Below are 26,296 nucleotides of genomic sequence, written 5' to 3' on the forward strand. Positions count from 1 at the left end.
TGTGTGCTTCAGGACTTTTGCGTCAGGATTTATTCTTGCGCTCGCGCAGTTCGCCGAACACCGCAGCGGGATCCGCGCCCTTCATATGCAGCTTGGCCGCGACCGCCGGCTCATCGGCGCGCAGGAACACGTTGGCGCGCTTCTCCTCGCCGAGCAGCGAGGGAATGGTCGGCTTGTTCTCGGCGCGCAGCTTTGTCACCTCCGCGGCGCGCGCCTGCAGCGCCGCGTTGTCCGGCTCGATGGTGAGCGCGAACTTGACGTTGGACGCGGTGTATTCGTGGCCGCAATAGAGCTTGAAGTCGTCGGGCAGGGCGCGCAGCTTCAGCAGGGAATCCCACATCATCGGATAGGTGCCCTCGAACACGCGGCCGCAGCCGATCGAGAACAGCGTGTCGGCGGCGAACACCGTCTTCTCATTGTCGAACACGTAGGAGATGTGGTCGAGCGTGTGGCCGGGCGTCTCCACGACACGCGCCAGCAGATTGCCGATCTTGACCACGTCGGCATTGGCGACGCGTTGGTCGACGTTGGCGATTTTCGTGGTCTTGTCGTGCGGCGCGACGACGCGGCAATTGTATTTCTGCTTGAGCTCGGCGACCCCGCCGACATGATCGCCATGATGATGGGTGATCAGGATGTCGGTGAGCTGCCAGCCCTCGCGCTCCAGGGCCTTGAGGATCGGGCCGGCCTCCGGCGCGTCGATCGAGGCCGTCGCTTTGGTTTCCACATCGTGGATCAGATAACCGAAATTGTCGTTTAAACAGTTGAAAGTACGAATTTCGGCGGCCATGTCATCTCCATCGCGCTCAGCCCCGCCAGACAAATATGGCGTTAACGTTGCGCAGGCAATGCAATATTCCGCGCGCAGCGGCGCCCTCGCGCATGTTACATTGCGGTCATGACCATCGACGTCGTCGACCTTCGCGAGTTCTACTCCCGCCGCCTCGGCATCGTGGCGCGGCAAATGATCAATCGCGGCATCAGGGAGCGCTGGCCCAGCGCCGAGGGCCAGCGCGTGCTCGGCGTCGGCTATCCCACACCCTATCTGGGATTGTTCCGCGAGGACGCCGAGCGCTGCCTCGCCTTCATGCCGGCGGCGCAGGGTGTCCTGAAATGGCCGACGGGACGGCCCGCGCTGGCGTCGCTGGTGGATGAGTTCTCGCTGCCGCTTCCCGACGCCGCGGTCGACCGCATTCTCCTGGTGCACGCGCTGGAGATGTCGGACGATCCGGCCGCGTTGCTGCGCGAGGTGTGGCGCGTGCTGTCGCCCTCCGGGCGCGTCATCGCCGTGATCCCGAACCGGCGTGGGGTGTGGACCCGCACCGACAGCACGCCGTTCGGCCATGGCCGGCCCTATTCGCGCTCGCAGATCACCGAGCTGTTGCGCCAGACCTGGTTCACGCCGACCGCCTGGGGCGAGGCGCTGTTCATGCCGCCTTACGCCGGCGGCTGGGTGTTGAAATCGGCCCAGATGTGGGAACGTGCCGGTGCCGCGCTGTCACTGCCCTTTGCCGGCGTCCACATCGTGGAGGCGACCAAGCAGGTCTACCGCGCGATCCCCGCCAAGCGCGAGCGGGCGCGGCTGATTCCCTCGCTCGCCAAGCCCGTGCTGGTGCCATCCTCGACGACGGTGACGCGCAGTTAGCTTCACCTCTCCCTTCCGGAGAGGTGGGTCTGTGTCCGGCCAACGCACAGCGTCAAAAGCAAATCGTCCCGGCGAGGCCGGGACGATTCGAGTCGGAAAGTCAGAAGAGCTTACTCGCCGGGGGCGACTTCGTCGCTGGAAGCAACCGGAGCGGCTTCACGCTCCGGGCGCGGGCCATGCGGCCGGCGCCGCCGACGCGGATAGCGCTCGCCGCCACCGCCGCCCTCGAAGCCGCCCTGATTGCCGTTCACCTGCGGCTGCGCGCCGGTGATGAAGGAGGGTAGGCGGTCGACGCCGCCATCGGCGATGACAGGCTGCGGCTGGTTGGCGGGTTGCGGCTGATATTGCGGCTGCGGACGGTGATCGCGTTCGCGGTGCTCGCGCGGCTGCTGATTGTCGCGCTGATAGGGCGGCTGGTTGTCGCGCGGCTGGTGATCACGCTGGTGATGATCGCGTTGGCCGTCGCGGTCGCGCATGAAGGGCTGCGGCTGGGGCTGCGGGACGAAGCCGGGCTCCTGGCCGAAGGCCGAGAAATTCTCACCGTCGTCCTCGCCCTCGTCGCTGCTGGCGATGGGCTCATCGCCGCGCGGCTGCTGGTTCTGACGGAACTGCTCCTGAGCCGCCGCGATCAGGCGGAAATAATGCTCGGCGTGCTGGTAGTAGTTCTCGGCTGCAACGGGATCGCCGGAGGAGCGCGCGTCACGTGCAAGCTGGAGATACTTTTCGGCGATGTGCGAAGCAGTGCCGCGAATCTTGATGTCGGGTCCGTTGGATTCGTAGACCCGGGTCATCGGGTTCTGGCCGCGCCGGTTGTTGTTGTTATTGTTGTTGCGGTTGCGCATCCGCTGCTTGTTCTGACCGTTTCTCATGTCCTGCCTTTAATTCCAGCCCTAAAGGTTGCACGCATTACTGATTGCTAGGAGTGACCTGGTGACAGTGGCTCACATGTCTTGCGCGCACCGCGCAAAAGCGGATCCAACCCTGCCGATGTTCGTCGACCGTCGCGTTCAACAAAGACGCGTTCCCCACCCGCCAGCATCTATTGCCAGCGAACCCATTCATTTCGCCTGCCGAAACAAGCCCAGCTTTCTTGCGTAAGTGTTCAAGCGCAATATCAGGCTTTCGTTCACTTGCGGTCGGAGAGAGCAGCGCAGCTCCACGGGCCATCGCGCTCAACAGGACCTGCGGCTTGGAACCTTCAATCAGTAAAGCTCTCGCCCGAGAGCCCGGCTTTCGCCCGTAGGTCTACGGGGCCGGCACCGATGTGTTGACCGGAACGTAGTCGTTCCCACGGGATATTCCAAGTGGTTTTTGCAGGCCAATCCGGCTTTTATGGGGGCATTTTTCGGGCCGAAACGGCCCGCGGAATGCCCGCCAAGTCGGCCTTGGGTGACCTGTCCAGCGATAACGCGGCGGCCCTCATCAAGGTTTCAATATTTTGGGCCTGGCCCTGTCCGGCCTCGACGACCAGGGCGCCGCCGGGGGCGAGCCGCTCGCTCGCCTGCGGGATCAGGGCGCGATAGGCGTCGTATCCGTCATTGCCGCCGTCGAGCGCCAGATGAGGGTCGTGCTCGCGCACCTCGATGCTCAATTTCGGAATTTCAGCCGAGGGAATATAGGGCGGATTCGACACGATGAGGTCGAACGGGCCACCGAGCGCCGCGGCGTAGGAGCAGGCGACGAAGGCGGCGCGGTCGGCGAGTCCCAGCGCCGCGGCATTGTCCCTGGCGGTCATGAGCGCGTTCTGGCTGAGATCGGTGCCGACGCCGAACGCATCCGGAACTTCGTGCAGCAGCGCGAGCAGGATCGCGCCCGATCCGGTGCCGATGTCGGCGATCCGCGGCGGGTCAGATGCCTGCCGCTCCCGGAGAATCTCGAGCGCAAGCTCGACCACGGTCTCGGTATCGGGGCGCGGCACCAGGGTTGCTTCCGACAGGCGGAACGGCAAGCCCCAGAATTCGCGCGTCCCGAGAATGCGCGACACCGGCTCGCCGGCGATGCGGCGCTGTGCATGTTGCGTGAGCCGCGATGCTTCGGCCGCGGTCAGGAGACGGGCCGCCTGCGTGACCAGGCCGGTGAGGTCGAGGCCGAGTGCCGCACTGATCAGGATGCGCGCGTCGAGCTCGGCTTCGTCGAGCCGTGCCGATCTCAGTTGCGCAGCCAGCGCCCGCCGCGCGCTCTCGATGGATTGTCCGGTGAAGGGGTTGCTCACGCCTCAGGCCGCCGCGCCTTGCGCAGCGAGCTGTGCGGCCTGGTGCTCCGTCGTCAGTGCGTCGATCAGTTCGCCGAGCGCTTCACCCGCGATCACCTGCGGCAGCTTGTAGAGCGTGAGGTTGATGCGATGATCGGTGACGCGTCCTTGCGGAAAATTGTAGGTGCGGATGCGCTCGGAGCGGTCGCCGGAGCCGACCTTCTCCTTGCGCTCGGCCGAGCGCGCCGCCTCGACGCGTTGCCGCTCGGCGTCATAGATGCGCGAGCGCAGGATGTTCATGGCGGAGGCGCGATTCTTGTGCTGCGAGCGGCTGTCCTGCATCATCACCACGATGCCGGTCGGGATGTGGGTGATGCGGATCGCCGATTCCGTCTTGTTGACGTGCTGGCCACCGGCGCCCCCTGCGCGCATGGTTTCGATGCGCAGGTCGTCGTTCTTGATGTCCACGTCGACGTCCTCGACCTCGGGCAGCACGGCGACCGTCGCGGCGGAGGTGTGGATGCGCCCCTGCGTCTCGGTGTCGGGCACGCGCTGCACGCGGTGAACGCCGGATTCGAATTTCAGCTTGGAGAATGCGCCGCGGCCCTGGATCTCGGCGATGATTTCCTTGTAGCCGCCGACGGTGCCTTCACTGGCGGAGATCACCTCGACCTTCCAGCCCTGCAAGCTGGCGAAGCGCTCGTACATCCGGAACAGGTCGCCGGCGAACAGCGAAGCCTCGTCGCCGCCGGTGCCGGCGCGGATTTCCAGCATGACGTTGCGGTCGTCCATGGCGTCCTTGGGCAGGAGCGCGACGCGGATCTTCTGGACCAGTTCCTCGATTTTCGGCGCGAGCTCGTCGCGTTCGGCTTCCGCCATGCCGCGCATCTCGGCATCGGTGGCGGCATCGGCGATCAACGCGTCGGTGTCGGCGAGCTCCTTGACGGCGGCGCGATAGGACTTCACCGCCTCGATCAGGGGCGTGAGCTCGGCGAGCTCGCGCGTGATCTGCACGTAACGCTCGGAGGCGAGCTGTCCGAGCGATTCGGCCTCGAGCGAAGCGTGATGCGCGAGCAGGACGTCCAGTTTGGCTTCGGGAAGTGACGACATCGGTTCTGTCTCAAAGTGCGGAAGGAGGCGAGGGCGGCGGGAAGCTGGCGACAGGCCCGCTACAACGCAAGGCCCTCGGCCTCGGCAAATTCCGTCAGCTTCTGCCGGATCGAGACGCTGCCCGCAGGCGCATCCAGCAGAGGGCCCAGCATCGCTTCGGCCTTCTTGGCGTCGAGGTCGAGCACCATCGCCTTGACCGGGCCGAGCGCGGTCGCCGAGAGCGAGAGCGAGCGGTAGCCCAGCGCAATCAGCGCCAGTGCGCCGATCGGCTTGGAGGCCATCTCGCCGCACAGCGAGAGCGACTTCTGCGCCGCGTGCGCCTTGCGCGCGATGTCACGCAAGGCGCGCATGATCGGCGCCGACATGGTGTCGAAGCGCTCGGAGACCTTGGCGTTGCCGCGGTCGACCGCGAACAGGAACTGGAACAGATCGTTGGAGCCGACCGAGATGAAATCGACCTTCTTCAATAGCTCGTCGAGCTGGTAGAGCAGGGCGGGCACCTCGACCATGGTGCCGATGTCGATTCGTTCAGGCAGCGTGTGGCCGTGCTGGCGGAGGTATGTGAGCTCGCGCTCGACCAGCGCCTTGGCCGAGTCGAATTCGGCGACCTCCGAGATCATCGGGAACATGATGCGCAGCGCGCGGCCGCCGCCGGCGCGCAGCAGCGCGCGGATTTGGCCGCGCAACAGGCCGGGACGATCGAGCCCGAGCCGGATCGCGCGCCAGCCGAGCGCGGGGTTTTCCTCGATCACCGCTTCCATATAGGGCAGCGCCTTGTCGCCGCCGATATCGAGCGTGCGGAAGGTGACGGGCTTAGGTCCGGCGGCATCGAGCACGGTGCGATAGAGCGCGAGCTGGTCGCTGGTGCGCGGCAGGCTCTGACCGACCATGAATTGCAGCTCGGTGCGGAACAGGCCGATGCCGGCACTGCCGGTGTCCTCGATATGCGGCAGGTCGATTGCAAGACCTGCGTTGATCATCAGCTCGACCTTCTGGCCGTCCCTGGTGACGCAGGGCCGGTCGCGCAGCGCCAGGTACTGCGCCTGGCGGCGGGCGCGGAAGCGCACGCGCTCGGCGAAGGCCGCCTCGATCTCCTGCGACGGGCGCACATAGATCGAGCCCGAGGTGCCGTCGACGATGATGGCGTCGCCGGGATCGGCGATTCCAGGCGCGTTCGGCACCTCGCCGACCGCAGGGATGCCCAGCGCCCGCGCCACGATCGAGACGTGCGAGTTCGCGGTGCCTTCCTCCAGCACGATGCCGCGCAGGCGCTTGCGGTCGTAGTCGAGCAGCGCCGCCGGGCCCATCGCGCGGGCGATGACGATGGCGTTGTCGGGCAGCTGCTCGCGCGAGGGCGCATGATCCTGGCCGACCAGCTGCCGCATCAGGCGGTAGCCGAGGTCTTCCAGATCGTGCAGCCGGTCGCGCAAATAGGGGTCGGTCGAGCGCAGCATGCGCGCGCGGGTGTCCGACTGGACGCGCTCGACCGCGGCTTCCGCGGTGAGGCCGGTCGCGACCGCCTCGTGCAGCTTGTGCGACCAGCCCTGGTCGTTGGCGAACATGCGATAGGCTTCAAGCACCTCACGGTGCTCGCCGCCTTCGGCGACGTCGCCGCGCTCCAGCATGCGGTCGAGATCGGCACGCAGCTTGGCGAGCGCAGTATCGAGCCGCTTGATCTCCTTCGGCAGGTCTTCGGCGATGTAGTCCTTGATGACGACGCGCGGCTCGTGCAGCACGACATGGCCGAGCGCGATGCCCTCCGACAGGATGGCACCGACTTTCTGCGCCGAATGGCGCGCCGCCGGCTCCTGGCCCGGCTGCGCCAGGGCGGAGAGTTCGCCGGAGGCGATCAGCTCGGCCAGCACCATCGCGGTGGTCTGGAGCGCCTCGAGCTCCTCCTCGACATAATTGCGCTTGGCGCGATTCTGCACCACCAGCACGCCGAGCGTGTTGCCGGCGCGCAGGATCGGCACGCCGAGGAAGGAATGGTAGATTTCTTCGCCGGTCTCGGGCCGGAACGAGAACGCCGGGTGGCTCTGCGCGTCGCTCAAATTGAGCGGCGTCGCCTCGCTGGCGACGAGGCCGACCAGGCCCTCATGGGCGCTGAGCACGGTGTGGTGCACCGCCTCGCGGTTGAGACCTTCGGTGGCGTAGAGCTCGAGCGTATTGTCGATGCGCAGCACATAGACCGAGCACACCTCGGCCACCATGTTGGCGGCGATCAGCACCACGATCTTGTCCAGCCGCTCCTGGGCCGAGACCTGCTCCGCCATGGTCTCGCGGAGCCGTCTCAACAAGACGCGGGGACCTCCCGACGCGCTCCGCATGAACCGTCAATCTCCTCCATCGGCCGGGCCCGGCGATATCGGCCGGCGGCTGGACCAAAATTCCAGAAAAACAATCAAATTGTTTGTCCGGCGCAGGCACAAGCCCAAATCCACGGGAGATTGAGTGCTCGTACCGAATCAGCGCCGCCTGAACTGGGACACAGTCTGCGGCAGCCCACCCTGTCCGCCGTATAGCGAATTGAGGCTTGTTTTGCCAAGCAAAACGCCTGCCAAACGCGAAGGTGTGTACACCTTCGCGTTTGCTGCGACCGCTAAGAGAAAATTAGCCTTTTGGCACTGTCCGGAAAAGTGCGAAGCGGTTTTCCGGAAAGACCGTCAGGTCTGATCGAGACCGTAGAGCGTATGCAAGGTGCGCACCGCAAGTTCGGTATAGGCGGTATCGATCAAGACCGAAAATTTGATCTCGGAGGTTGTAATGGCCCGAATGTTGATGTTCCGCCGGGCGAGCGCCGAGAACGCCTGGGCGGCGACGCCGGCATGGCTGCGCATGCCGCTGCCGATCACCGAGATCTTGGCGACATCGGTGGCGGTATCGAGCCGCGCATAGCCGATCTTGGCCTTGGCTGCGGTAATCGTATCCTTGGCTCGGGTGAAGTCGGCGGCCGGCACGGTGAAGGTGAGGTCGGTGGTCTTGCCGTCCTCGGACACATTCTGCACGATCATGTCGACGTTGATATTGGCATCAGCCAGCGGGCCGAAGATCGAGGCCGCAACGCCGGGCTTGTCCTCGATCTGGCGCACCGAGATCTGAGCCTCGTCCTTGGAGAAGGCGATACCGGTGACGACGTGGCTTTCCATGATCTCCTCCTCGCTGCAGATCAGCGTGCCGGGCGGCTGGTTGGCATGCGGGTCGATATCCTCGGGCTTATCGAAGCTCGAGCGGACGAAGATCGGCATGTTGTGGACCATGCCGAGTTCCACCGAGCGGACCTGGAGCACCTTGGCGCCCTGCGAGGCCAGTTCCAGCATGTCTTCGAATGCGATCTTGTCGAGCCTCTTGGCCTTCGGCACGATTCGCGGATCGGTGGTGTAGACGCCGTCGACGTCGGTGTAGATGTCGCAGCGGTCGGCCTTGACGGCGGCGGCGATCGCCACGGCCGAGGTGTCGGAGCCGCCACGGCCGAGCGTGGTGATGCGACCCGTCTCGGGGTTGATGCCCTGGAAGCCGGCGATGACCGCGACCTCCTTTCGGTCCTTGAAGCGCTTGATGATCTCGCTGCCGTCGATGTCCTCGATCCGGGCCGAGGCATGGGCGTCGCTGGTCTTGATCGGGATCTGCCAGCCCTGCCACGAGCGGGCTTGGATGCCCATGCCCTGGAGCACGATGGCAAGAAGGCCGGACGTCACCTGTTCGCCCGAGGCGACCACGGCGTCATATTCGCGCGCGTCGTGCATCGGCGAGGCCTCGGTGCACCAGGCGACCAGCTCGTTGGTCTTGCCGGCCATCGCCGAGACGACCACGGCCACTTCGTGGCCGGCATCGACCTCACGCTTCACATGGCGTGCGACGTTGCGGATACGTTCGATGTTGGCGACGGACGTGCCGCCGAATTTCATCACGAGGCGGCTCATGACGACGCGTGCATTCCTTCATAAGGATCAGTATGGTGGCCCGCACTGGACGGGTGCCTCGGGGACACCGACCGCGCGTATACAGAGCGGCGGGGCCGGGGGCAAGCGGGTTCCTGCGGGGGCAGGGTGGGGTAGTGGGTTAAGCTAGATCATGGCGCGTTACATCGACGAGATCCTGCAGCCCGGCGAGCGCGTGCTGTATTCGACCAATGCGCACTGGATCTTCTACTTTCCGGCCATCGTGGCCTGGATCGCGGCGCTGGCCCTGCTCATCCTGTCGCGGCAGGCGACCGTCGACTGGCTCGTTCTGCTTTGCCTCGGGGCCGCGGGTCTCGCGGCTCTGGCGGCCCTGTATTGGACCGTGAAGGGCTGGTTCCATCGTTTCACCACCGAGACCGACGTCACCAACCTCAGGGTCGTGCACAAGACCGGCTTCATCAAGCGCCGAACCTTCGAGATGGCGCTGGACAAGGTCGAGAGCGTCGATGTCGACCAGACCATTCTTGGACGTATTCTCAACTACGGCGACGTGACGATTCGCGGCGTCGGCGAGGGTATCGAGACGATCAAGACCATCGCCTCGCCGCTCGCCTTCCGTAGTTCGATCACCACGCGGTAGGACCGCGCCCAACCATGAGCATGCAGCAAAATACTTCTCTTTCCGCCCAGCTCGGCTCGAGCGTCGACGCCGCCGAGATCGCGAAATTCTCGAAACTCTCGGCGGAATGGTGGGATCCCAAGGGCAAGATGGCGCCGCTGCACCGGATCAACTCGTTGCGGCTCGGCTATATCCGCGACGCCGCCTGCCGCAAGTTCGAGCGCAACGTGCGCAGCCTCAATTGTCTTGGGTCCTTGCGCGTGCTCGACATCGGCTGCGGCGCCGGCCTGCTCTGCGAGCCGCTGTCGCGCCTCGGAGCGCAGGTCATCGGCATCGATCCCTCCGCGAGCAACATCGCGGCGGCGAAGCTGCACGCCGACAAGAGCCATCTGGCGATCGACTATCGCTGCACCACGGTGGAGGAGATCGACCCGCGCGAGCGCTTCGACATCGTGCTGGCGATGGAGGTGGTCGAGCACGTCACCGACGTCGGCATGTTCCTGAAGCGCTGCGCCGCGATGCTGAAGCCGAACGGCCTGATGGTGGTCTCGACGCTGAACCGCAACTGGAAGAGCTTTGCCCTCGCCATCGTCGGTGCCGAATACGTCCTGCGCTGGCTACCGCGCGGCACGCATGAGTGGAACAAGTTCGTCACGCCCGACGAACTGACGAAATACCTGCTCGACAACCGTCTTGTCATCACCGAGCAGACCGGCGTCGTCTACTCTCCTTTCGCCGACAAATGGTCGCTGTCGTCCGATATGGACGTGAACTACATGGTCGTCGCGGAAGCGATGGTGTGAACTGCCCCGGGTCAGTGCGAGCCGTCACTCCAAGAACGCTGTCCTTCTGCGTTCGTAGGGACGAATGCGGAGAGTGCCGCACTCCCGGAGGTTCTAACCGGCAGAACCCGCCCTGCGTCCCGGTGCAGGACCCACATATCTTGCCCTCGGCCGGATCAGCTTGCCGAACTGCAATTGCTCGCTGGCATGCGCGATCCAGCCGACGCTACGGGCCATCGCGAACAGCGCCAGCTCGCTGCCGGCGGGCAGGCGCAGTGCGTGGACCAGCACGGCGAGCGCGTAGTCGATATTGACGAACTCGCCGGTGGCCTCCGCGATCCGCTCTGGCACTTCCCTGGTGAATTTGCGCGGCGCACCGGAGCGCGACAGCGCGTTCAGCAGCGACTGCGCGCGGGGGTCGCCGTGCTTGTAGACGCCGTGGCCAAAGCCGGCAAAGCGTTCACCGAGGGCGACACGCTCGCGCACGACAGGCTCGACGTCGCGGTCGACCAGCGTCTTGACGAGCTGTGAGGCCAGGACGCCGGCGCCGCCATGCTTCGGCCCTTTCAACGCGGCGAGCCCGGCGATGACGGAGTCATAAAGGTTGAGGCCGGTCGAGGCAGCGCAGCGCGCGGTGAAGGTCGACGCGTTCAGCTCGTGATCGGCGAGCAGTACCAGCGCGCGGCGGATCAGGTCGGGCGCGTGCTTGTTGTCCGCCGCCCAGGCGCGCGCGACCTGCTGATGCAGCGGCTCGGCCGAGGCGTCCGCATTGAGCATGGTCGCAACCAGCAGGCGGACGATGCGCGCGCCGACCATAGCGCGGCCATCGGGTGCCCGGGTGAAGGCGCGGGGATCGACGCTGGCGGCCAGTGCGAGCACGGCGATGGCGCGGTCGATCGGTGCGGCCCGGCGCGCGGCCTTCGCGATCACGCGCATTTCCTCGGAGAGTTCCGGTTGATTGTCGGGGGCAAACGGATCGACGTCGGCGACATCCCACAGCAGCGTCGCGGCGTGCTCCAGCGTGTCACTCTCGGAAAGATCGACGCAATTGACGCCGCGATAGATGGCGCCCTCCTCGGTGATGGTCGAGATCTCCGTGTCCATCACCGGCAGATCGGCATCGAAGCTGCGCAGGCCGCGTGGCTCCGGCGACGGCACACGGCGCTCCTTCAGCGCCCGAACGTCCTCGGCGCGATAGCGGTTCTTTCGCGAGTCCGGCGTCGGCTCGGAGCGGATCAGGCCGCGGCTGACATAGGCGTAGAGGGTGGCCGGAGAGATCGCGAGCTCGGCGGCGGCTTCCCGAGCGGAGAGGTACAGCTCATCAGAATTTTTCATATTGATTTATGTAATCAAGATTGATCAATGTGTCGAGAGGCCTGACCTTGTTCTCCGTGAACAGGAGATTTGGGTCATGAACATCCACCTCACCAAAAGCCAGATCGGGCTGGACGGCGTTCCCGCGGCCGAGACCGTGCTGAGCCATGTCGACGGCGAGCGCGGCGAGCTCATCATCGCCGGGGAGCACGTCGGGCGGCTCGCCGCCATCTCGAGCTTCGAAGGCGTTACCGCCCGGCTCTGGAATGGCGCCAGCAAGACCACCCTCACCGAAGCCAATGTGCGCTCAAACCTGGGCGTGGCGCGCGAGCGCGCCTTCGCGCGGCTGCCGGACCTGCTGCCGGCGACGCGCGGCATGGGCATCATCGACGGGTTTCGTGCCGCCGTCGCCGGACTTCGCGCCGAGCACGGGCTGGAGCACGAGGCGACGATCGTCGGCGCGTTTCCGGTGATCGCGGGCGCGCTGGTCCGGCGCGCCAAGGGGCTCGAGCCGGTCGCGCCCGATCCCACCGTGAGCCATGCCGCCGACACGCTGCGCATGTTGCACGGCCGTTCGCCTGCAACGCGCGAGGTCACGGCGCTCGACGCCTATCTCGTCACCGCCAGCGACCACGGCATGAACGCATCGACCTTCGCCGCGCGCGTGGTGGCCTCGACGCAGGCCGACCTGTTCGCGGCCGTCACCGCCGGCTATTGCGCGCTGACCGGTCCGCTGCATGGCGGCGCGCCGGAGCCGGTGCTGGAAATGCTGGACGCGATCGGCTCGCGCGAGCGCATTCAGTCCTGGGTCGACGCGGCGCTGGCGCGCGGCGAGCGCATGATGGGTTTCGGTCACCGCGTCTATCGCGTCCGCGATCCGCGCGCCGACGTGCTCAAGACCGCGGTCGAGGCGCTTGCGTCCAATGGCACCGATTTGCCGTTTGCCGGCGAGGTCGAGGCTTATATCCGCAGCGCCTTGCGCAAGAAGAATCCGGAGCGGCCGCTGGAGACGAACGTCGAGTTCTTCACCGCGATCCTGCTCGATGCGCTGGCGATTCCGCGGCAGGCGTTCACGCCGATCTTCGCGATCGCGCGCAGCGCGGGCTGGACCGCGCATGCCCGCGAGCAGCAGCGGACGGGGCGGTTGATCAGGCCGAGCTCGTCATATGTCGGGGCGATGCCGCAGGCGTAGGGAATGCGTAGCCCGGATGGAGCGAAGCGTAATCCGGGGAAAGTCGTCATTGTGAGAGAAAGGTCCCGGATTACGCTTGCGCTCCATCCGGGCTACGAAAGCGGGGAGGCCCCTACGCCTCGCGCACGACCGTCTTCAGATAATTATACGCCTTGATGATCTCGATCAGGCGGTCCTCGGTCGAGCGGTCGCCGCCATTGGCGTCGGGGTGGTGCTGCTTCACCAGCGCCTTGTACTTGGTCTTGACGTCGGCAAGCGTCGCGCTGGGGCCGAGGCCCATGACCTGAAGCGCCTTGCGCTCGGCGTTCATCACTTTGCGCGTCTCGGCCTTGGGCTCCGCTTCGGGGCCCTTGCGCCAGCTGGCGCGGTCGTTGATCTCGCTGAACATGCTGAAAGGATCGGCCGCCATGTCGATCTCTTCCGCGCCCTTCTTGCCGCCATTGGCGCCCATCTTCCAGGTCGGACGGTGACCGGTCAGCGCATCCTTCTGATAGCGCGCGACGGCTTCGGCATTCATGCCGGAAAAGAAATTGTAGTTCTGGTTGTACTCGCGCACGTGGTCGAGGCAGAAGTGCCAGTACTCGCGCTGGTTCTCGCGGCCCTTCGGCGCCCGGTGCGAGCCCTTGTTGGCGCAGCCCGCCCATTCGCAATTGACCGCGGTGTCGCGCGGCTTCACTTCCGGCTGCTTGCCCCGCGGCTTCACGCGGATGGAGTCGAAGAATTTTGATGAATCGATCGGCATGGCTGACTTTGACTACGCAATGCAAAAACCTTCAAGTCTTGACATTGCAATTCGCTGAGCACCCGGTCGCGACGAGCTTGGACGTCCGGGTATTGACGGGATGCGAGCGCGCACCTTAATGGCACACATGGCTATGAAAGACACTATCAGCAACAAGTTGCAGGAAGCTTTCACGCCGGAAAGCCTGCAAGTCGTCGACGAGTCACATTTGCATGAGGGCCACGCCGGCCACCGAGCAGGCGGCGAGACGCACTTCCGTGTGTATATCGTGTCTGCCGCCTTCAAAGGGAAGAGCCGGATCGACCGTCATCGCATGATAAATTCAGCGCTCGCCGCGGAACTCGCCGGCAGCGTGCACGCGCTGGCGATCAATGCGCAGGCGCCGGGGGAAGGTTGAATTCTCTGACCCTGCCCTGGAGGGGGAGGGTCGATCGCGCGCAGCGCGAGCGGGGTGGGGTGATCTCTCCACTCGGGTACTGTTGGATGTGGGAAGACCGTCACCCCCCCCGCTACGCATTGCGCTGCTCTTCATGCGTAGCGACCCACGGGCGAGCTACGCTCGTCCCGGACCCCTCCAGGGGAGGGTAAGGGAAAAATTAGAACGACGTCCCGGCCCGTCTCGGCTTTGCCTCTTCGAGCTCGGCCTCGCGCGTCACCGGTGAAATACGGAGCGCGGTGATGCGGTTGCGCTCGCGGCGGAGGACGCGGAAGCGGAAACCGTGGAAGGTGAAGCTCTGGCCGCGGTCGGGGATCGAGCGCGCCTCGTGAATGACGAGACCGGCGACCGTGGTTGCCTCTTCATCGGGCAGATGCCAGTCCATGGCGCGGTTGAGGTCGCGGATCGGCACCGACCCGTCGACCACGACGGAGCCGTCCGGCTGACGGCGCACGCCGGCGACCACCACGTCATGCTCGTCGGAGATGTCGCCGACGATCTCCTCCAGAATGTCTTCCAGCGTCACGAGGCCTTCGACCTCACCATACTCGTCGACGACGAGTGCGAAATGGGTCTTGCGGCGGCGGAACGCCTTGAGCTGCTGGGATATCGGCCGCATCTCCGGCACGAACCAGGGCGGCAGCATGATGGTGGTGACGTCGATGCGCGACGTGTCGCCCTCCGATGCGCGGATCGCGCGCAACAGATCCTTGGCGTGCAGAATGCCGATGATGTTCTCCGACTTGTCCCGCCACAGCGGAATGCGGGTGTATTCGGTGGCCAGCACCTCCCGCACCAGCTCCTCCGGCGGCAGGTCGGCGTTGATCATCACCATGGCCGTGCGGTGGACCATCACGTCAGACACCGTCAGCTCGCCGAGACGGAAGACGTTGTGAATGTACTCGGCCTCGCCGCTCTCGATCTTGCCGTGCACGGCCGATTCCTCGACCAGGCCCTCGATCTCCGAATCCGTCAGGATTTCGTGTTGCGAGAACTCCTGCACACCCATCAGACGGAGGATCGCGCTCGACGCCGTGTTGAGGCACCAGCTCAGCGGGTAGAACAGGAGGTAGGAAAAATGCAGCGGATAGGCAATCCACTGCGACACTGGCATCGGCTCCCTGATCGCAAGCGTCTTCGGCACCTGCTCGCCGATGACGATGTGCAGCGAAGAGAAGACCAGAAAACCCGCCACGAACGAGGTGAAGTGCAGCGTGGCCTCCGACATTCCGAGCGGGCTGAGGACGGGGCTCAGCAGCGCAGACACCGTCGGCTCACCGATCCAGCCGAGACCGAGCGAGGCCATGGTGATGCCGAGCTGGCAGCAGGCGAGATAGGATTCGATGTTCCCCATCATCGTCTGCAGCAGGCGCGCGCCGAAGCGGTTCTGCTCGACCATGGCCTTGACGCGGAAGCCGCGGCTCTTCACCAGCGCAAATTCCGCCGCCACGTAAAACGCGTTGGCGGCGAGCAGGAGGGCCGCAAGCAGCAGATTGATCGAGATCGAACTCATGTTTGCCTCGCGACCGCCCCGGCGTTCCCCGCCGTTTCGCGGGCGGCCGATCTGAACGGTCCCGTTATCACTGCGCGAGCTTCTCTTTCAGGAAGTCGCGCACCGGCGCCGGCTCGACGTCCTTTGCGATCACCGCGCGGCCCACGGCCTCCAGTAGGATGAAGGTGAGCTTGCCGCGCTTGACCTTCTTGTCCTGCGCCATCAGCGCCATCAGCGCGTCGGCATCGGCGAGCCCTTCCTGCGCAAAGCCGGCGATGTCCTGCAGGCGCGTCGGCAGGCCTGCCTCGATCAGGTGGCGCTCGATGCGCGCCGCCTCACGCTCGCCGATCATGCCGAGCTTCGCGGAGAACTGCGCTGCCAGCGTCATGCCGATGGCGACGCCCTCGCCGTGGAACAGGCGGTCGGAGAAGCCGGTCACAGCCTCCAGCGCGTGGCCGAAGGTGTGGCCGAGATTGAGCAGCGCGCGCTCGCCGGTCTCGCGCTCGTCGCGCGCGACGATTGCGGCCTTAGCCCGGCAGGAGGTCGCGATCGCATGCTCGCGGGCCGATCCGCCCCTCGAGATGTCGGCATGGTTCTTCTCCAGCCAGCTGAAGAAGGCCTCGTCGCCCAGCACGCCGTATTTGGCGACCTCGGCATAGCCGGCCCGGAACTGGCGCGGCGACAGCGTGTCGAGCACGGCGGTGTCGGCGATGACGAGCACCGGCTGGTGGAAGGCCCCGAGCAGATTCTTGCCCTGCGGCGAGTTGATGCCGGTCTTGCCGCCGACGCTGGAATCGACCTGCGCGAGAAGCGAGGTCGGCACCTGCACGAAATCGACGCCGCGGCGCAGGATCGCCGCGGCAAAGCCGGCGAGATCGCCGACCACGCCGCCGCCGAGCGCGATGACGAGATCGTTGCGCTCGATCTTCGCTGCGATCAGGGCCTCGCTGACCTTTTCGAGCCCGGCATAGGTTTTCGAGATCTCGCCTTCCTCGACGACGATGCGCGAGGTCGGAATACCGCTGGCTGCGAGCGACGCCTCAGTGGGCTCGAGCCAGTATTTCGCGACGGTGCGGTCGGTCACGATGGCCGTGCGCACGCCGGGACGCAGAGCGGCGACACGCTCGCCGAGCGAGGCCAGCACGCCGCGGCCGATGACGATGTCATAGGCGCGGTCACCGAGTGCGACGTCGACCTTGATGGGATCGGAATGTTTCAACGGCGCAGTCATCTTGACGCACTCGCAATGTCGGCAGGCGGTTGGGCTGGCTCTCCGCCGCAGAGACGGGCGTGCAGCGCCTCGATGCATTCCTCGACGATTCTGTCGTGCGGCACGTCGCGCGAGGCGATGGTGAGGTCGGCATTGGCATAGATCGGCTCGCGCTGGGCGAGAAGGCGCGTCACGGTTCCTTCGGGATCGGCGGTCTGAAGCAGCGGACGGTCGGCACGGCGCCGCACGCGGCGCATGATGACGTCATGGTCCGCCCTCAGCCAGATCGAGATGGCCTTCGCCGCGATGCGTGCGCGCGTCTCCTCGCGCATGAAAGCGCCGCCACCGGTCGCCAGCACGATCGGCCCGCCCTCGAGCAGCCGCGCGATCACACGGGCCTCGCCGTCGCGGAAATAGGGCTCGCCATGGGCCGCAAAGATCTCCGGGATGGTCATGCCGGCATGGGCCACCTCGATTTCGGTGTCGGCATCGATGAAGGGCAGCCTGAGCCGGGCCGCGAGGCGGCGGCCGATGGTGGATTTGCCCACCCCCATCATGCCGACGAGCACGATCGAGCGCGCCCCGAGCGCCGACAGGATGTCGGCCTCGGGCGAAGCAGGAAGCGGCAACGCGGCGTCGGACATCGTCTCGCTCGACTGGATCTCGCTCGAACTGCCGCCAGATGCGGCATGGCTTTGGCCACCTATACGACCCCATGGGGGCCCTCGCCAGAGGACTCTTGCCACGAAACGGCGAACATGTTGGATGATTTCATTGGTTAATTTGGCTGCCGCGCCCCGACCCGAGACCCCAGAACGATGCCGAGCCTGTTCCGCTTCCTGACGGTCGTCGCCGTGATCGGCGGTATCGTCTATGGCGTGGTCTTCGCGCTGGCGAACTTCGTCAACCCGAAGCCGCGGGAAATGACGGTGACGATCCCGCCGGACAAGTTTCTCAAGAAATAGGAGCTAGCCTCCCGGGCATGCCCGCCAAACCCTCAGACACCAGGCTCATCGGCCTGTTCCTCGACATGCTCGCCGCGGAACAGGGCGCCGGCCCCAACACGCTCGATGCCTACCGCCGCGACCTCAGCGATTTCTCGGAATTTCTGGGCCGCGTCGGCCATACATTCGTGGATGCCGAGACCCAGACGCTGCGCGACTATCTCGTCGATCTCGACACCCGCGGCTTCAAATCCACCAGTGTGGCCCGCCGGCTGTCCGCGATGCGGCACCTCTACCGTTTCCTGCTGAACGAGCGCATCCGCGGTGACGATCCCGCCGCGATCCTGTCAGGTCCGAAGCGCGGCCGCGGCCTGCCGAAAGTGTTGTCGATCGCCGACGTCGACCGCATGCTCCGCCGCGCCCGGGAATTGAGCGAGGCGGAAGATGCCTCGCGGTCGAAACGGCTGCGTGCCTTGCGGCTCTATTGCCTGCTCGAGGTGCTCTACGCCACGGGCCTGCGCGTCTCCGAGCTGGTGGCGCTGCCGCGCTCGGCGGCCAAGCGCGACGCCCGCATGATCGTGGTGCGCGGCAAGGGCAACAAGGAACGGCTGGTACCGCTCAACGACGCCTCGCGGCAGGCGATGGCGGACTATCTCGCCGCCACGGAAGCGGCAAAGGCCGACAGGAAGAACAGCGTGGCCGCGTCGAAATGGCTGTTCCCCTCGTTCGGCGAGAGCGGACATCTGACGCGCCAGCATTTTGCCCGCGACCTCAAGGAGCTCGCGGTTGCGTCCGGCTTGCAGGCCCGCCTGGTCTCCCCGCACGTGCTGCGCCACGCCTTTGCCAGCCATCTGCTGCACAACGGCGCGGACCTGCGCATCGTGCAGACCCTGCTCGGTCACACCGACATCTCGACCACCCAGATCTATACCCATGTGGTCGAGGAGCGGCTGAAGAGCTTGGTGCGCGACCTGCACCCGCTGGCGGAGAAGTAGTTGCTGCTGGTAGCCCGGATGGAGCGACGCGTAATCCGGGGCCGCCTCCTCGCGGCCAGACCTTCCCGGATTGCGCTGCGCTCCATCCGGGCTACGGGTAAAGGGTGAAACCGCCTTGACTTCGGCCACATCTCCGCGGAAAGAGCCGGGGCCTCACGGCTGATTTGGCCGACTGCACCAGCACACAAGCCAAACCATTGAAGACGCTACACTTCTTTCCGCCGCCCCAACTTGCTTCGCTTCTCGCGCCCCGTCCCCCTATATTGAGTTGATGCTAGACCAGATGCGCAGCTATCTCGACTTCGAAAAGCCCGTCGCCGAGCTCGACTCCAAGGTCGACGAATTGCGCGCGCTCGCCGCCACCGGCACCGACATCAGCGACGAGGTCGGGCGGATCGAGGACAAGGCGGCGCAGGCGCTGGCCGACCTCTATGCGAACCTGACGCCGTGGCAGAAGACGCTTGTGGCGCGGCATCCGCAGCGGCCGCATTTCAACGACTTCATCAAGGGCCTGATCACCGAATTCACCCCGCTCGCCGGCGACCGCAAGTTCGGCGAGGACGAGGCGCTGGTCGCCGGCTTCGGCCGCTTCCGCGGTGAGCCGATCTGCGTGATGGGCCAGGAAAAGGGCGATTCCACCGAGAGCCGCATCCGGCACAATTTCGGCATGGCGCGGCCGGAAGGGTATCGCAAATGCGTGCGGCTGATGGAGATGGCCGAGCGGTTCGGCCTGCCGGTGCTGTCGCTCGCCGATTCGGCCGGCGCCTATCCCGGCATCGGCGCCGAGGAGCGCGGCCAGGCGGAAGCCATCGCGCGCTCGACCGATGCGTGCCTGGCGCTGACCGTGCCCAACGTCGCGATCATCACTGGCGAGGGCATGTCGGGCGGCGCCATCGCAATCACCACCGCCAACAAGGTCTTGATGCTCGAGCACGCGATCTACAGCGTGATCTCGCCGGAGGCGGCGTCCTCCATTCTCTGGCGCGACGGCACCAAGGCGCAGGAAGCCGCCAACAACATGAAGATCACCGCCCAGGACATGCTCCGCTTCGGCGTCATCGACGCCATCCTGAAGGAGCCGGTCGGCGGCGCCCACCGCGACCCCGCCGCCATGATCGCCACCACGGGCGAGGCCATCGCCAAGGCGTTCGACGAGCTCCGGAACTTTGATGGGGATGCCATCCGCAAGCAGCGGCGGCAGAAATTCCTCGATATCGGCCGCAAACTGGGCTGATTCGCCTCGATTCCGCTCTCGTAGGGTGGGCAAAGCGAAGCGTGCCCACCAATCCCGGCTGTACGAACGGCTCGTGGGCACGGCGCTTCGCGCCTTTGCCCACCCTACCAGGCCTTTCGAGCAGCCCCCGGTAACCCCGCCTTAACCCTTTTTTTGCCCAAATCGGCGATCTGAGTCCCCTCGGCCCGAAAGCCCAAGTTCCGTCCCAAGTCGCGTCCATTTAGTCTTCGTTGACCATGCCACTGGGCCAACGCCCTCGTGATCCCCGCTCGGGTTGCGACCACATGACCCAGAGGTTAGAATTTTAATCAATGGCTTCAGGGCATAAGCGCTGGAGCGGGGTCTGACCGGGCCCGTCTCGGCGGGTCGGTTTACCGGTCGGATTGCGCTTCGGAATAATTGGGGTTCGCGCTTCAATGCCCGGCACGGTGTGGGGTCCATCTTGATTTCTCGTTCGCTTGCTCGCGCGCTCTTGGTTTCGGTTGCGCTGATGACGGCCGGCGGTCTGCTCGCCGGCTGCAACACCGATCAGGTCTCGCTTGCGACCAACGCCAAGGCCAATCAGCCGGTGCCGCCGAAGCTGATCGCCGCGATGGCCGAGAAGGACATGGACCTGCAATCGCCGATCCTGGTCCGCCTGTTCAAGCAGGAGGCCGAGCTCGAGGTCTGGAAGCAGACCCGCTCGGGCCAGTTCGCGCTGCTCAAGACCTATCCGATCTGCCGCTGGTCGGGCGATCTCGGCCCCAAGGTGCGCGAAGGCGACCGCCAGGCGCCGGAGGGATTCTACTCGATCAATCCGAGCCAGATGAATCCGCAATCGTCCTATTACCTCTCGTTCAACACCGGCTACCCGAACGCGTTCGACAAGGCGCTGGGCCGCACCGGCTCGCAGCTGATGGTGCACGGCGATTGTTCCTCGCGCGGCTGCTACGCGATGACGGACGAGCAGATCGCGGAGATTTATTCGCTCGGCCGCGAGTCCTTCTTCGGCGGCCAGAAGGCGTTCCAGCTGCAGGCCTATCCGTTCAAGATGACGCCGGTGAACATGGCCAGGCACCGGAACAATCCGAACATGCCGTTCTGGAAGATGATCAAAGAAGGCTATGATCATTTCGAGGTGACGCGGCAGGAGCCGAAGGTCGATTTCTGCGAGAAGAGATACGTGTTCGACGCCGCCAAGCCGGCGGACGCCAAGCGCGATCTGGTGTTCGACGCCTCCGCCAGATGTCCGGCCTATGTGATCCCCGAAGAGATCGCCAGCGCGGTCCGCGAGAAGCAGGCCAAGGACGAGACGGAATATGCAAGGCTCGTCGCCAAGGGCACGCCGGTGGCGCGGATGAACACCGGCATTGACGGCGGCATGCACAAGGTGTTCGCCGCCAAAATTCCGGAAGGCTCGACCGGCCTGTCCGAGAGTGCCGAAGGCACCACGCTGCAGATGCTGGCCATGGCGAAGGCGCCGGGCACGATCCCCGGCCACGTCAACCCGCCCAAGCCGAACCTCGATGCGGTGGCAAGTGCGCCGGCGCCGCGGGAAGAGCCGGTGGTCGCCGTCAGCGCGCCTGCCGCGAGCACCCGCGTTGCCGCGGCGTCGCCCGCTGCGAAATCTGAAAGCGGCGGCTTCTTCTCCAATCTCGGCCGCAAGATGGGGCTCGGCACCGCCGACACCACCGCGACCGCGACGCCTGCGCCGCAAGCCACCGCGTCCGTGGCCTCGGCCGCCCAGACGTCCACGACGCCGGCCACGGCCGCCTCGCGACTCAAGGCCGCCGTGACCCGCTTCGTGCCGGGACATGACAAGTCCAAGGATTCAGTCAAGGAGGCGGCGAAGGATACGCCGAAGCCGGCCGTAGCAGCCGCCAAGCCGGCCGAGCCGCCGAAGCCCGATACCCGCCTTGCCGCAACGCGTCCGGCGCTGAAGCCATCGGTGAGCGACGGCGCGGGCGATAGCACCCCGATGATATCAGGCGCCGCGCCGGTGGTGCAGTCGAACTCGTTCGACAGCCGCTTCTCGGCGGTGAAGTAGGCTAGCGCCCGAGCGCGCAATTATCGCTCTTTCCTCCGCACCGCACGGTAGGGACTGTGAATCGTGAACGCGTCGGGCACTATGCCGCTTTCGATCCGCTTCCATGTCACCTGTGCAGCAATGGGAAAGTTCTCGCGTGCCCGCGGCGAGAAGGTGCCGATCGCGGTGGTACCGCGGCCGTTGCGCAAATAGTCGAGAAAAATGCGGCCGCTGCGCCTGGCCTGGGCCGCGAGGACGTAGCGGTCGGGCCGACGCAATGCGAAATCGGCCACGAGACTGCGCGCCACGCGATGCGCCTGATCGTGCAGCATTGCCACCTCAAGCGGCGCCGTCAGATGAATGCCCTGGCCACCGGTCAACTTGGGCCAAGTCGCAAACCCCTCACGGCTCATTAGCGCGCGAAGTTCCAGGGCGGTCTCGATCACAGCATCCCATTCGACGCCCTCGCCGGGATCAAGGTCGATCACGATGCGATCGGCGTGCTCGAAATCCTCAACAGTCGAATTCCAGGGATGCAATTCGACTGCGCCGATCTCGACGAGTCCCAGGAAACCGTCAAGGCTGTCCACCCAAAGCCGCGTGCCTTCGCCGCCTTCGCGCTTTCGGATGCGTAGCTGGTGCACCGCTTGCGGAATGTCCTTCGGCAGCGGCCCCTTGTGATAGAACGTCGTGCCGTGCACGTGCCGCACCAGCTTGAGCGGTCGATGTCCTAGATGCAGCAGCGCCTTCTTCCAGACGCGCTTCCAGTAACGCGCGAGCTCTTCCTTGGACGGCACGATCGCATCGGGCAGCAGCTGCAGGATATTCTCTTTGGGAACGCCGAGCTTCGGCCGTCTGACCGATGAAGGCACCAACCGGGGCGCCCTGACCTTCCGCGGCGCAAGATCGTCGCGCAGGCCCTTGAATACGGCTTCACGCAGCAGGCCATCGTCGGTCAGGGCGCCATATTCCACCTCGGCATTCACCACGGGCTCAACCCATGTAGCCTTGGGCTTCTTTACCGGCAGATCGAGCGGAGAATCGCGCCGGATCAGTGGGTCAAGCCGTTCACGCAATTCACGCGCGGTCGCCTCGGTGTATCCGGTGCGGACCTTGCCGGCATAAAGCAGGCGCCCATCCTCGTGATGCCCGACGTAAAGCGAAGCCACCTTGCGCGGGTACGCGCCCAGCTTTTCGACGAATGCGACGATCGGAAACGTCTCGCTCTTCTTGCATTTCAGCTTGAGCCAGGCTTCCTGCCGTCCGGAGCGATAAGGAGCGTCCGCGCGCTTGGCGAGCAGCCCTTCGAGGCCAAGCCTGCAAGCATGGCGAAGGATTTGCTCGCCGTCGGCTTCGACGTGCTCGACGTAGATGAAAGTCTCGGGCGCTTCTTTCAGGAGCCGCTGCAGCAGCTGCTTGCGCTCGACAAAGCCGACGCCGCGCAAATCGTATCCGTCAAGATACAATAGATCGAACGCGTGATAGCGAATGCGGCGGCTCTGCTTGGCGCCGAGCTCGCGCCGCAGCTGCTGGAAGTCCGGCCGGCCATTACTGCCGTAGACAACGGCCTCGCCATCAATGATCGCACTCCCGGCTCTGAGCATTCGCGCGCCGGCTGCAATTGACGAGAACTGCTCGGTCCAATCGTATCCGGCGCGCGAATAGACCGTCGCCGCGCCCGCCTGCAGGTGAAGTTGCGCGCGATAGCCGTCGGCTTTTATCTCGAACACCCAGCCGCTGCCTTGCGGCGGGTTCTCGCGTAGCGTGGGATCGCATGGCACGATGTATGATGGAATCGGAATCTTCCGCGCGCCGGCTAGGCGCGATAGTCCCGACTGACGCAACGCAACGGCACACATGCGGGATTCAACGCGGCCCGACAGATTCGTTCCGATCTGAAATAAAATCGATGGAATGCCGCGAAGCTCTTGAACAACCCGAATATTTCGCCGTGCGAGGGGCGCCGCGCGCTAAGGCGCCAGATACCGCATCAGCTCCGGACTGCCTTTCACCTCGCCGGCGTCGCCCTGCAGCGCGACGCGGCCGCGGTCGAGCACATAGGCGTAGTCGGCGACTCGCAAAGCGAGGTCGAGGTGCTGCTCGACGATGATGACGGCGATGCTCTTGGCAAGCTCGATCAGGCGCTCGGTGATCTCCTCGATGACGCCGATCCAGACGCCCTCGGTGGGCTCATCCAGCAGCAGCAGTTTTGGATCCCCGAGCATGGCGCGGCCGATCGCGAGCATCTTGCGCTCGCCGCCGGAAAGCGTGCCGGCGGGCTGGTCGAGGCGCTGGCCGAGCTTTGGGAAGATCGCCAGCACGCGGTCGATGGCGGAGGAATCCTTCTTAGCCAGCGAGCCGACGGCGAGATTGTCGCGCACCGACAGGCGCGCGAACACCGAATGCTCCTGCGGCACGTAGCCGATGCCGGCGCGGACGCGCTCCTGGGTGGCGCGGCGACTGATGTCGCGGCCGTCGAAGGCGACCTCGCCCTTCCATGCCGGCAGCTCGCCGACGATGGTCTTCATCAGCGTGGTCTTGCCGGCGCCGTTGCGGCCGAGCACGGCAACACCGCCGCGCCAGGGAATGCCGAGGCTGACGTCGAACAGGACCTGGCTGCGGCCGTAGCCGGCATCGAGATGCTTGATTTCCAAAAATTCAGGCACGGCGCAGATAGATCTCCTGGACGGATGTGTTGGCCTGGATCTCGGACACCGTGCCTGTTGCCAGCACCTTGCCCTGGTCGAGCACGGTGAGGCGATCGCAGATGTCGCGAATGAAATCGAGGTCGTGCTCGACGATGACCAGCGAGCAATGTTTTTTGATCGGCTGCAGCAGCTCGCCGGTGACGCGGCGCTCTTCCAGGCTCATGCCGCCGGTGGGCTCGTCGAGCAATAGGAGCTTCGGCTTGCCAGCGAGCGCCATCGCGATCTCCAGCCATTGCTGCTGGCCGTGCGACAGCGCAGCGGCCGCATCGAAGGCGCGGTCGGCGAGACGGAACTGCGTCAGCATGGACATGACCTGGTCGTGCAACGCACCGCGCGTGCGCGAGAACACGAGGTCGAACAGCGAGGACTGCGCCTGCAGCGCGAGCAGGATGTTGTCGTAGAGCGTGAGCGACGGCAGCACGGATGTGATCTGGAATTTCAGGCTCATGCCGGCGCGCGCACGTTCGGTCGGCGTGAACGCGGTGATGTCGGTGTTGACGAAGGAGACCTTGCCTTGGGTCGGCACTTCGGCGCCGGCGATGCACTTCATCAGCGTGCTCTTGCCCGAGCCGTTCGGGCCGATCAGGCCGTGAAACTCATTCTCGCCGACCGTGAGGGCTGCGCCGTCGAGCGCGGTGAGCTTGCCGAAGACCTTCTTGATGCCGGCCGCTTCAAGGAGCATTGCGCCTCTCCTTTTGCTTGGCACCAAAGCTGCCGACGCGTTCGCGCTCGCCGAGCACAAAACTGATCAGGCCGAGCGGCCGGAACAAGATCACGAGCAGGAGCAGCAGGCCGAGGATGATCGGCCAGATCTCGCGGTAATTGTCCGAGAGCCAGAAGCTGACGCCCTCGACGATGACAGCGCCGACGACGGCACCGATCAGCGTGCCGGAGCCGCCGAACAGCACATAGAGCACGACCTGGGTCGAAACCACGACGCCCACCATGTTGGGCCAGACGAAGCCTTCGTGGAAGGCATAGAGGCTGCCGGCGAGGCCTGCGACGGCGCCGCCGATGGTGAAGATGATGGCTTTGAGATGCTGCGCCTTGTAGCCGAAGAAGGCGATGCGCTGCTCGTTCTCGCGCAGGCCTGCGAGCGCAAGGCCGAATTGCGAGCGCACCAGGAAGCGGCAGAGCAGATAGACCACGACGAGGATGCCGAGCACGAGATAATAGAACGCTGGGCCTTCCGTGAAGTCGTATGACCCAAGCGACATCGGCGCGATCGAGGGGATGCCGTTCTGGCCGCCGAGATAGTACCAGCCGCGCGCGAGCCGATCGGCGGCGTAGGAGCCGGTCAGCGTGCCGAGCGAGACGAAGATCACGCTGGAGGGATGCCGTCCCAGCAGCAGGAAGCCGCCGAGCAGCAGCGCGAAGGTGAGGCCGATCAGCGTGCCTGCCGGCAACACCAGGAAGATGTTGGTGATGTCGAGGTCGCGCGCGAGCAGGGCGACGCCGTAACCGGCCGAGCCGAAGAACAGCGCCTGGCCGAAGCTCATGATGCCGGCATAGCCCCAGACCAGGTCGAAGGACAGCGCAAACAGCGCGAGGATGATCACGCGCGTCGCGAAGACCGTGAGATAGTCCTGCAGCACCAGCGGCGCGAGTAGCGCCGCGAGGAGCACGAGGCCCTCGATGACAGGCAGGATTTTTCGTCTTGCCTTGACCTCGTCATTGGCCCGTTTCGCCGCTGCGCCCTCAGCCATCGCACCGTCCACTTCGTCGTCCGGGTCGGCGACGATGGCCTCTCTTACCACACTCATCGGCTTCAGCATTCC

General features: G+C 65.4%; 24 protein-coding genes. 9 read left to right on the forward strand and 15 right to left on the reverse strand.

Annotated elements, in window-relative coordinates:
• Nucleotides 1-22: 22 nt before the first annotated feature.
• On the reverse strand, nt 23-790 hold the full coding sequence (gene gloB, locus N2605_RS00410; RefSeq protein ID WP_036042630.1) for a hydroxyacylglutathione hydrolase: 768 nt from the start codon (nt 788-790) through the stop codon (nt 23-25).
• Nucleotides 791-898: 108 nt separating this feature from the next.
• Here gloB and N2605_RS00415 point away from each other — a divergent pair, with 108 nt between their 5' ends.
• A complete protein-coding gene (locus tag N2605_RS00415; RefSeq protein WP_036014737.1) occupies nt 899-1,645 on the forward strand; it encodes a methyltransferase domain-containing protein in 747 nt (248 codons plus the stop codon).
• Nucleotides 1,646-1,755: 110 nt separating this feature from the next.
• Here N2605_RS00415 and N2605_RS00420 read toward each other — a convergent pair whose 3' ends face one another.
• The 5 genes from N2605_RS00420 to N2605_RS00440 form a co-directional block, all read right to left on the reverse strand.
• Nucleotides 1,756-2,514, reverse strand: coding sequence for a DUF4167 domain-containing protein (locus N2605_RS00420; protein ID WP_036042629.1), 759 nt, complete (start codon nt 2,512-2,514; stop codon nt 1,756-1,758).
• A gap of 461 nt (nt 2,515-2,975) precedes the next feature.
• The gene (gene prmC, locus N2605_RS00425; protein ID WP_225172729.1) at nt 2,976-3,857 is read right to left on the reverse strand and encodes a peptide chain release factor N(5)-glutamine methyltransferase; all 882 of its coding nucleotides are present in this window, start codon (nt 3,855-3,857) and stop codon (nt 2,976-2,978) included.
• Between the two features lie 3 nt (nt 3,858-3,860).
• Nucleotides 3,861-4,946: a peptide chain release factor 1 gene (gene prfA, locus N2605_RS00430; protein ID WP_225113766.1), complete on the reverse strand. Its 1,086-nt coding sequence runs from the start codon at nt 4,944-4,946 to the stop codon at nt 3,861-3,863.
• 59 nt (nt 4,947-5,005) lie between these two features.
• Nucleotides 5,006-7,273, reverse strand: a complete 2,268-nt coding sequence (gene ptsP / locus N2605_RS00435) for a phosphoenolpyruvate--protein phosphotransferase (RefSeq protein WP_036014720.1) — start codon at nt 7,271-7,273, stop codon at nt 5,006-5,008.
• A gap of 336 nt (nt 7,274-7,609) precedes the next feature.
• Nucleotides 7,610-8,866 carry an aspartate kinase gene (locus N2605_RS00440; protein WP_260345531.1) on the reverse strand — a complete coding sequence of 419 codons (1,257 nt, stop codon included), beginning with the start codon at nt 8,864-8,866 and terminating at the stop codon, nt 7,610-7,612.
• A gap of 151 nt (nt 8,867-9,017) precedes the next feature.
• Between N2605_RS00440 and N2605_RS00445 the strand changes: the two genes are divergently transcribed.
• Nucleotides 9,018-9,485 (forward strand): PH domain-containing protein, encoded by a 468-nt coding sequence (locus tag N2605_RS00445; protein ID WP_036014717.1) that lies wholly within the window; start codon nt 9,018-9,020, stop codon nt 9,483-9,485.
• A 14-nt stretch (nt 9,486-9,499) separates the two neighbouring features.
• Entirely contained in the window at nt 9,500-10,267 is a 768-nt protein-coding gene (ubiG, locus tag N2605_RS00450) for a bifunctional 2-polyprenyl-6-hydroxyphenol methylase/3-demethylubiquinol 3-O-methyltransferase UbiG (RefSeq protein WP_260345533.1), read from the forward strand.
• Nucleotides 10,268-10,360: 93 nt separating this feature from the next.
• Here ubiG and N2605_RS00455 read toward each other — a convergent pair whose 3' ends face one another.
• On the reverse strand, nt 10,361-11,581 hold the full coding sequence (locus tag N2605_RS00455) for a citrate synthase family protein (protein WP_260345534.1): 1,221 nt from the start codon (nt 11,579-11,581) through the stop codon (nt 10,361-10,363).
• Between the two features lie 76 nt (nt 11,582-11,657).
• Here N2605_RS00455 and N2605_RS00460 point away from each other — a divergent pair, with 76 nt between their 5' ends.
• The gene (locus tag N2605_RS00460; protein WP_036014712.1) at nt 11,658-12,752 is read left to right on the forward strand and encodes a citrate synthase/methylcitrate synthase; all 1,095 of its coding nucleotides are present in this window, start codon (nt 11,658-11,660) and stop codon (nt 12,750-12,752) included.
• A 112-nt stretch (nt 12,753-12,864) separates the two neighbouring features.
• Here the strand turns inward: N2605_RS00460 and N2605_RS00465 are convergent, their stop codons facing one another.
• Complete coding sequence (locus N2605_RS00465) at nt 12,865-13,494, reverse strand: J domain-containing protein (protein ID WP_260345535.1); 630 nt, start codon at nt 13,492-13,494, stop codon at nt 12,865-12,867.
• A 127-nt stretch (nt 13,495-13,621) separates the two neighbouring features.
• Here N2605_RS00465 and N2605_RS00470 point away from each other — a divergent pair, with 127 nt between their 5' ends.
• Nucleotides 13,622-13,891, forward strand: a complete 270-nt coding sequence (locus N2605_RS00470) for a BolA family protein (protein ID WP_050995968.1) — start codon at nt 13,622-13,624, stop codon at nt 13,889-13,891.
• Nucleotides 13,892-14,090: 199 nt separating this feature from the next.
• Here the strand turns inward: N2605_RS00470 and N2605_RS00475 are convergent, their stop codons facing one another.
• The 3 genes from N2605_RS00475 to N2605_RS00485 form a co-directional block, all read right to left on the reverse strand.
• A complete protein-coding gene (locus N2605_RS00475; protein WP_036014704.1) occupies nt 14,091-15,443 on the reverse strand; it encodes a hemolysin family protein in 1,353 nt (450 codons plus the stop codon).
• A 67-nt stretch (nt 15,444-15,510) separates the two neighbouring features.
• Complete coding sequence (aroB, locus tag N2605_RS00480) at nt 15,511-16,653, reverse strand: 3-dehydroquinate synthase (RefSeq protein ID WP_036014703.1); 1,143 nt, start codon at nt 16,651-16,653, stop codon at nt 15,511-15,513.
• Nucleotides 16,650-17,276: a shikimate kinase gene (locus N2605_RS00485; RefSeq protein WP_036042618.1), complete on the reverse strand. Its 627-nt coding sequence runs from the start codon at nt 17,274-17,276 to the stop codon at nt 16,650-16,652. Before N2605_RS00485 ends, aroB begins: the two co-directional genes overlap by 4 nt.
• A 174-nt stretch (nt 17,277-17,450) precedes the next feature.
• Here N2605_RS00485 and N2605_RS00490 point away from each other — a divergent pair, with 174 nt between their 5' ends.
• The 4 genes from N2605_RS00490 to N2605_RS00505 all read left to right on the forward strand — a co-directional run bounded on the left by N2605_RS00490 (nt 17,451) and on the right by N2605_RS00505 (nt 21,831).
• Nucleotides 17,451-17,597, forward strand: a complete 147-nt coding sequence (locus tag N2605_RS00490) for a hypothetical protein (RefSeq protein WP_036026218.1) — start codon at nt 17,451-17,453, stop codon at nt 17,595-17,597.
• Between the two features lie 17 nt (nt 17,598-17,614).
• Nucleotides 17,615-18,571 carry a site-specific tyrosine recombinase XerD gene (xerD, locus tag N2605_RS00495; RefSeq protein WP_260345537.1) on the forward strand — a complete coding sequence of 319 codons (957 nt, stop codon included), beginning with the start codon at nt 17,615-17,617 and terminating at the stop codon, nt 18,569-18,571.
• Nucleotides 18,572-18,842: 271 nt separating this feature from the next.
• The gene (locus N2605_RS00500; RefSeq protein WP_036014693.1) at nt 18,843-19,805 is read left to right on the forward strand and encodes an acetyl-CoA carboxylase carboxyltransferase subunit alpha; all 963 of its coding nucleotides are present in this window, start codon (nt 18,843-18,845) and stop codon (nt 19,803-19,805) included.
• Between the two features lie 490 nt (nt 19,806-20,295).
• Complete coding sequence (locus N2605_RS00505) at nt 20,296-21,831, forward strand: L,D-transpeptidase family protein (RefSeq protein WP_260345538.1); 1,536 nt, start codon at nt 20,296-20,298, stop codon at nt 21,829-21,831.
• Between the two features lie 20 nt (nt 21,832-21,851).
• On the opposite strand, the gene ligD is transcribed toward N2605_RS00505, so the two are convergent.
• The 4 genes from ligD to N2605_RS00525 form a co-directional block, all read right to left on the reverse strand.
• Entirely contained in the window at nt 21,852-23,669 is a 1,818-nt protein-coding gene (gene ligD / locus N2605_RS00510) for a DNA ligase D (protein ID WP_225186802.1), read from the reverse strand.
• Nucleotides 23,670-23,780: 111 nt separating this feature from the next.
• On the reverse strand, nt 23,781-24,476 hold the full coding sequence (locus N2605_RS00515) for a branched-chain amino acid ABC transporter ATP-binding protein (RefSeq protein ID WP_225186801.1): 696 nt from the start codon (nt 24,474-24,476) through the stop codon (nt 23,781-23,783).
• Nucleotides 24,469-25,200, reverse strand: coding sequence for an ABC transporter ATP-binding protein (locus N2605_RS00520; protein WP_036014683.1), 732 nt, complete (start codon nt 25,198-25,200; stop codon nt 24,469-24,471). Before N2605_RS00520 ends, N2605_RS00515 begins: the two co-directional genes overlap by 8 nt.
• Nucleotides 25,190-26,293, reverse strand: coding sequence for a branched-chain amino acid ABC transporter permease (locus N2605_RS00525; RefSeq protein WP_225186800.1), 1,104 nt, complete (start codon nt 26,291-26,293; stop codon nt 25,190-25,192). The genes N2605_RS00520 and N2605_RS00525 overlap by 11 nt, the downstream gene beginning before the upstream one ends.
• Nucleotides 26,294-26,296: the final 3 nt, after the last annotated feature.

The organism is Bradyrhizobium yuanmingense (assembly GCF_025200905.1).
GTDB classification, from domain to species: domain Bacteria; phylum Pseudomonadota; class Alphaproteobacteria; order Rhizobiales; family Xanthobacteraceae; genus Bradyrhizobium; species Bradyrhizobium yuanmingense.